9 protein-coding genes are annotated in these 6502 nt (G+C 67.5%); all 9 read right to left on the minus strand.

The window, feature by feature from the left end:
- Positions 1–104: 104 nt before the first annotated feature.
- Positions 105–1160: a class II aldolase/adducin family protein gene (locus tag ABIR74_RS12725; RefSeq protein ID WP_348178700.1), complete on the minus strand. Its 1056-nt coding sequence runs from the start codon at positions 1158–1160 to the stop codon at positions 105–107.
- Positions 1161–1274: 114 nt separating this feature from the next.
- Complete coding sequence (locus ABIR74_RS12730; protein WP_348178701.1) at positions 1275–1685, minus strand: cupredoxin domain-containing protein; 411 nt, start codon at positions 1683–1685, stop codon at positions 1275–1277.
- A gap of 102 nt (positions 1686–1787) precedes the next feature.
- The gene (cofE, locus tag ABIR74_RS12735; protein ID WP_348178703.1) at positions 1788–2555 is read right to left on the minus strand and encodes a coenzyme F420-0:L-glutamate ligase; all 768 of its coding nucleotides are present in this window, start codon (positions 2553–2555) and stop codon (positions 1788–1790) included.
- A 17-nt stretch (positions 2556–2572) separates the two neighbouring features.
- On the minus strand, positions 2573–3193 hold the full coding sequence (locus ABIR74_RS12740) for an NAD(P)-binding domain-containing protein (RefSeq protein WP_348178705.1): 621 nt from the start codon (positions 3191–3193) through the stop codon (positions 2573–2575).
- Positions 3190–4113 (minus strand): 2-phospho-L-lactate transferase, encoded by a 924-nt coding sequence (gene cofD, locus ABIR74_RS12745; protein WP_348178707.1) that lies wholly within the window; start codon positions 4111–4113, stop codon positions 3190–3192. The genes ABIR74_RS12740 and cofD overlap by 4 nt, the downstream gene beginning before the upstream one ends.
- Complete coding sequence (locus ABIR74_RS12750) at positions 4110–4682, minus strand: NTP transferase domain-containing protein (protein WP_348178709.1); 573 nt, start codon at positions 4680–4682, stop codon at positions 4110–4112. The genes cofD and ABIR74_RS12750 overlap by 4 nt, the downstream gene beginning before the upstream one ends.
- Before the next feature lie 48 nt (positions 4683–4730).
- Positions 4731–5015: a hypothetical protein gene (locus ABIR74_RS12755; RefSeq protein ID WP_348178711.1), complete on the minus strand. Its 285-nt coding sequence runs from the start codon at positions 5013–5015 to the stop codon at positions 4731–4733.
- Positions 5012–6217 (minus strand): ABC transporter ATP-binding protein, encoded by a 1206-nt coding sequence (locus tag ABIR74_RS12760; protein WP_348178713.1) that lies wholly within the window; start codon positions 6215–6217, stop codon positions 5012–5014. Before ABIR74_RS12760 ends, ABIR74_RS12755 begins: the two co-directional genes overlap by 4 nt.
- On the minus strand, positions 6214–6502 hold a 289-nt coding region (locus tag ABIR74_RS12765; protein WP_348178715.1), incomplete at its 5' end, for a uroporphyrinogen decarboxylase family protein. The genes ABIR74_RS12760 and ABIR74_RS12765, both read right to left, overlap by 4 nt.

Raw genomic sequence — 6502 nt, forward strand, 5'->3', positions numbered from 1 at the left:
CGTAGGTTCCCGGCTTCAGTATCTCGCGAAGCGAGCAGAAATGATCGATGACGTGAGGGTGACGCAATCCGCGATACGCTCTTCCATCGCGGATTGCGTCACCCTCACGTCATCGGTACCTGGCGCAGGATGTCGACCTGGATGCGGTCGAGGATGTCGGTCAGCGTGTCGCCGGTGGCGGTGATCCCGTGGTTGCGGAGACCGATGACGGCGTGCGCCGGGTCCGGCTCCCGAGCGATCAGATCGGCTACGGATTCGGCGAGCTCCTGCGTGCCGCACGGATAGTTGATGTCCGTCGCGGCAATGCCCTCCATCCAGGCATGAACGTGGAGGATCGCGCCGACGTCGGGATGGGCCCGATAGATCATCCAATGCTCGATTGCATCGACCGAGACGCGTCGCGGCTCGATGCCGGGCGCGACGCTCATGCGCATGCGTGCATTCGGCTCGTCGTAGTCCGTGACGAGCAGGATGTCCCGGCCGGGCTCTTCGAGTGCGGTCTTGTCCACGCCGGACGCGCTCATCCAGAACCGCGTCTCGTCCTTGCGCGCCGAGAGATTGCCATACGACAGGCCCCCGACCTGATAGAGCCTCATGACGTGGCGCAGGTCGCGCTCGTTCAGGAACTCGTGGACGGGGAAGGGCGCCGGGAGAAGATCGAGCTCGCCCATGCGCTTTCCGGCGGCATTGATGTCGGCGGTGATCTCATCGCCGTCCCACAGCTCCGGCTCGAGGTCGGGGATGAACTCGTTGTCGATGACGAGCTTCGACTTCGCGAGCGGCGCGAGTCGCTCGAACACCTCGGCCGGATCGTCAGAGATCTTGTACGTACCGCGCTCCATCGTCGTGAACCACACGCCCTGGCCGGGCACGTGGAGGACGACGACGTTTGCGAGCGTGCGAACCAGATTCGGATAGCTCGTGCGGAGCACATCGTCCGGCACCTGGTCGAGCTCGTAGAACGATGCGGAGTAGGTCCCGCGCGACGAACGGCGGAATGCCTTCGGGTCGGCGGTGTCGAACATGTTGAGGACGAAGTCGGCGTCGGCATGATCGTCGACGAGCACGAAGTCGTCTGCCGTGAACTCCGCTGCAACCGCCTCCACCCACGCGCGGTGCGAGTCGGATGTCGGAGTTCCCCAGAGAGCCAGTTTACGCATAGGCGAAGTGTACCGCCGGGCGCGGAAACGATCGAGTCGGACGCTCTGCCCGACGTTCCGCTCACTGCCTTCCCGACCCCTCGGGCCGGACGGGAAGGCAGTACGGAGTTTGCTTCAGCGGACGTAGAAGTCCGAGAACTGTCCGCTCTTGTAGTGGCCCGGCAGATTACAGAGGAGCGAGTAGTGCCCCTTCTTCAGCGTCAGCGTCAGCTTCTTCTGCTGGCCGGGCTTGACGGATCCGATCTCGCCGACGTTGCCGGCCTCGCTCGCCTCGCCACTCTTGTCGATCAGTGCGCCAGCGGGCCTCAGCGTCCTCAGTACGACGAACTCGTGCTCGGCCTTGCCCGAGTTCTTTACGGTGAACGTCACCTTTCCGGCCGGAGCGCCCTGCACCGCCGGAAGGACGTTGAACTCGTTGAGATTGACCGAAACGGCCTTGTTCGAGGTGACCGCACCCGCGCTGAGCACACCGATCGAGACGGCAAGCGCAAGCGCCGCACCGAGTCCGAGCATGAGCTTTCTCATCTGAACGTCTCCTCCGTGTCGTTTACACCCCGGAGGATCGCTGGCACGAGGGCCGACCGCATCGGACATTCCCAGGAGCGGTCGTCAGTAGTTTCCGCCTGTTCAGCGGAACAGATCACGCTCGCGGGGCATGACGATGTCCGCCGCACGACCATCGCCGCTTGCATCGACGCCCCGAACGATCGCGGCAGGCACGCCGTTCGCCTTGCCCATCACGAGCTCAGCCGCGCCGGCGATCTCGTCGGCCACGGCGATCATCGTTGAGCGGAGCTCGTACCCGCGACTGTCGGTCGTTCCACGCAGATCCCTCAGCGCAACGATCCCCGCGACCCCGAGCGCGACGTCCGTCGTGCCCTGCCGCCACGCCCTTCCGAAGGAGTCACTGACGACGACCCCGGGGCTGATTCCCGTCAGTTCGGCCAGTCGGCCGCGTAGTCGAGCGGCGGAGGCATCCGGGTCGAGCGGCAAGAGGATGACCGTCCCCGGCCCTTTCGCGTTCGACGCGTCGACGCCGGCCGACGCGCACACGAAGCCATGAGGCGTCTCCGAGATCACGAGCGGTGGGCGAGACCGAACGACTTCGGCGGTCTCGCGCAGAATCACCTCCATCTGGCGTGCATCTCCCTCGTCCCCGGCCAGCTCGATCGAACGCGCCGAAGGCTCGATCTCCTCGAGGGCGACGATTCGGCCCTCGACTTTCGAGACCGCCTTCTGGGCGACGACGACGACGTCGCCCTCTTCGAGCCCTCCCGCCCGGTCGCAGGCCGCGGCGAGATGGACACCAAGGTCGTCGCCCGCCTCCAGCTCGGGGAGCCCGACGAGCGGAATGACGCGAACCTCCCCGGGCACGGTGAGACTGCGTTGAGTCACAAGTCCACCCGGGTCGCTCAGTGGACTCCGGTGACACGAAGCCCGGCGTGGGCCTTGTAGCGCTTGTTCACGTTCACGATCACGGCCGTCATTCCCTCGAGTGCACGAGCGCTCGCAAGCGGACCGGCGTCGATCGCCCGCCCCGATGTCACCTTCCCCGCAAGCTCGAGCACGACGGCCTTGGCGTCCGCGTCGTCGCCGCAGACGAGCGTGTCCTCGTCAGGAGCCACATCGCCGCCCAGGTTCGTCGCCGCGAGAGAGTGGAGCCCGGCAATGACAGGCCCGTCGATGACGTCCTGGATCCGCTGTGCGATTGACGTAGGCTCGGAGGTCGGGAAGACCCCCTCCTTCGTGAAGGACAGCTCAGCGGCAACCGACAGCACGGGCGTTTGCCCGATCGCGTCGCGGAGCGAGCGGGCCGTTTCGACCGCACCGTCTGCCTTCGTCGTCAGGACGACGATGTCCGCTTCGCGGGCAGCGTCCTCGTTCGTCGCGCCTGCGACGCCGAGATCGGCCGCAGCGGCTCGGGCGCGCTCGGCATCGCGCGACCCGATCACGACGGCGTACCCGGCCTCGCGGAGCCGGACGGCGAGCGCCAGGCCGAAGCTGCCCGTTCCACCGATCAGTGCGATCTTCACGACGGGTTCTCCATGGTTGCCTCCAGGGTTGTCTCGGCGAGCCGGCGCGCGGCGTCGCGGTCTGTGATGAGGGTATCCGTGACGACCACGGCGCCGTCCGTCTCGGCCGTAGCGTCGACTGCATCGATGACTAGAGCATCGAGCAGCCCGTCGTAACATCGCGCCACATGCGCCGGGGTCGTCCCTCCGGCGAGCCGTTGCATCATGCGGTCGAGCGGCCCACGAACGGCCCGCCCTCCGATGAGTGGGCTGACAGCGACGCAGCGCGAGCGGCGTGCCTCGATCGCCTCACGGATTCCGGGCACGGCGAGGATTGGGTGAATCGAGACATACGGATTGCTCGGGGAGATCACGATCGCCTCGGCACCCTCGATCGCCTCGATCACCCCAGGGGCTGGACGGGACACGTCGGCGCCGTCGTAGCGCAGCGCATCCACCTCGTCCTCGTGGCGGCGGGCGACAAACCACTCCTGGAACGGGAATGTGCCCGCGGGTGTGACGAGCTGCGTCCGGAGGCGATCGTCCGTCGCGGGAAGCATCCGCGTCTCGAGCCCGGCGGCGAGGACGAGCCGCGCGGTGATACCCGAGAGGCTCTCCCCGTCACGAAGCGCCTGCGAGCGCACGAGGTGCAGTCCAATGTCTCGATCACCGAGCATGAACCAGCCCTCGCCACCCCAGGCACGGGCCGATTCGAGCGTCTCCCACGTCTCGCCCGCCCGACCCCAGCCACGCTCCGTATCGTTGATCCCGGCAAGCGCGTACAGCACCGAGTCGAGGTCGGGTGAGACGTGCAGGCCGAGTACCTCGAGGTCGTCGCCGACATTCCCTATCACCGTGAGCTCTCCGGGCTCGAGCACATCGTGAAGCCCTGCGGCCAGCTTGGCGCCCCCGACGCCGCCCGAGAGGCAGACAACCTTCACGACGCCGACGCCAACCGAAGTTTGTGTTGATTCAACACAAGCGATGTTCGTGCACCGACGGGCAGGGTGAGCCGCCCGATGTCCTCGACGGTGTCGACGTCATGCTCGAGCGCGGGAATCGAGACGCGCGTGAGTCCCGCGCCCTCGAACCGGGCGGCGCTTCCTTGCCCGTAGAGCGGTGCGAACGCGCCCGGGGCCGGCAGAGAGAGCGCATTCGTCGTCCCGTCCGCCGCTGCGACGAGCGCCGGGCAGCGGAGGGCGAGCTCGAGCAGCGCCCGCCGTGAAACACACGGGAGATCGGCGTTCACGACGAGGCAGCGACCGTCGAGGCCGGCCAACGCCGATACGACAGCGGCTCCCTGGCCGCCGCCGGGATCGCTCACGACCTCCACACCGAGCGCGTTCGCGATGTGCGTGGCTGCGCTGTCGTCGGTGACGAGCCTCACGCGACCGACCGAATCGGCTGCTTCGAGAACGTCACGAAGCATGGCGAGCGAAAGCTCGGCGCGGATGCCGGTCGGCAGCCTCGTCTTGCCGCCGGATCGGAAAGGGACAACAACGGTCGTCATCGCTCAAGCCTATGCACGCGCTCGCCTCACGCGCGATCCGCGGTGGGCTCAGGCAGCGTGGCTCGAGGCGCCCGGCCCCGACGTGGCCCACTCGTGGACCTCGTACCAGTGTGTATCGGCGAGCGCTGCAACGACCTGCGGGTCGGTGTGGGCGCCGTTGAAGACGTGATGGTCGAGATCGCAGCACATCTCGACATCGCCGAGCGACACGTGCGAGATCTTCGAGAGCACATCGAAGGGAAGCTGTGCGTCAGCCACGGACATGTGCTTGAACTGCAGCTCGGGGGCAAGCTCCATCAGCTCCGGCCATTCAGGACAGGTCTTGTAGCTCATCGGAGATCCTCCTTCGCCCCGGCGCGCCAGGTTCCTCCGAGGCGGATGAGACCTCGTTCCTCCCCGTCCGGGTAGACGAGGAAAGAGACCGCGTCGTCGTAGGAGTGCAACGTCCGGCCCTCGGCGGAGATGAGACCGAGCCGTACCCGGAAACGACCGAAGGCAAACGCCGGCCTCTCGACCTCGAGCTCGACAACGGCGCTGCCGCGGGCCGCGGGCCAGCCGATCGCGGCGGTATCGACCGAATCCTCGGCCACGAGGAGGCCGGTGGAGTCGCGGATCTCGAGGTGCAGTTCCGGCGCGGGGATGGCACCCGCCGCTTCGAGATCGACCTCGAGCCGCAGCGGCTCGCCGGCCAGAAACTGAACGCGTTCCTCCCCGTTCTCAGCGCGCAGGCGAACGCCGGTGATCTCGGCCTCGCCCGTCCCCCACTCGCGGAGACCGACCTCGCGCTCGGCGGGATCGAGGTCGTCCGCGAGCAGGCGTCGGTAGCGCGCGACTGCCTCGTGCGTCGGCCCGTCGTAGACCCTCTCGCCCCCCGACAGGAGGATCGAGCGCTCGCACAGCCGCTCGACGGCCTGCGCGTCGTGCGAGACGAAGAGGATCGTCCCTCCCTGGCTCTTGAACGCCGCGATGACGCCGAAGCACTTGCGCTGGAAGTTCTCGTCCCCGACGGCGAAGACCTCGTCGAGGAGCAGCACATCGGCCTGGAGGAAGGCGGCGATCGCGAATCCGAGCCGCATCGCCATCCCGCTCGAGTAGGTTCGGACCGGCCGGTCGATCGCGTGCTCGACCTCGGCGAAGGCAACGATCTCGTCGAATCGCTCGCGGATCTCCGCTCGCCGAAGGCCCTGGATCGAGCCGTTGAGATAGACGTTGTCACGGCCGCTGAAATCGGGGTGGAACCCGGCTCCGAGCTCGAGCAGTGAGCCGATGCGGCCGTTCACCTGCACCGAGCCGGTCGTCGGCTTGATGATGCCGGCGAGAACACGGAGCAGCGTCGACTTGCCCGAGCCGTTGCGGCCGATCAGGCCGACGGCTTCACCCGGTGCGATCTCTGCGGAGACATCACGCAGGGCCCACACGTCCTGGGCGCCCGTACGGCCTCGTGCAACGACGAGATCCTTCAGCGTGCGCGTCTCGCGGGCGTGGATCCGGAAGCGGCGGGAGACCGCGTCGGCGGAGATCGATCCGAGCGTCACGATCCGTGCCCCCGGGTCGGTGCGCTCCGCTCGCGCACGAGAGCGGCGAGCCGAGTGAGCGTGTCGGGATCGACCAACGGGAAGACGCCATGACCGAGGTTGAAGATGTGGCCGGGGCGCCCGTCGGCCCGCGCGAGGATGTCGAGCGCCTCCGCCTCGACCACCTCCCACGGGGCGAGAAGGACGGCCGGGTCGAGATTGCCCTGCACGGCTCGATCGGGAACGGTTGCCCAGCCAACGTCGAGTGGGATCCGCCAGTCCAGACCGATCACGTCACCGCCCGCC

Origin of the sequence: Gaiella sp., assembly GCF_039915195.1 — a bacterium.
Lineage (GTDB): Bacteria > Actinomycetota > Thermoleophilia > Gaiellales > Gaiellaceae > Gaiella.

Coding starts and splice junctions, on each gene's coding strand:
- ABIR74_RS12755 (WP_348178711.1), bottom strand. CDS start 5,015: ATGAGCTACAAGACCTGTCCTGAATGGCCGGAGCTGATGGAGCTTGCC.
- ABIR74_RS12750 (WP_348178709.1), bottom strand. CDS start 4,682: ATGACGACCGTTGTTGTCCCTTTCCGATCCGGCGGCAAGACGAGGCTG.
- ABIR74_RS12725 (WP_348178700.1), bottom strand. CDS start 1,160: ATGCGTAAACTGGCTCTCTGGGGAACTCCGACATCCGACTCGCACCGC.
- ABIR74_RS12730 (WP_348178701.1), bottom strand. CDS start 1,685: ATGAGAAAGCTCATGCTCGGACTCGGTGCGGCGCTTGCGCTTGCCGTC.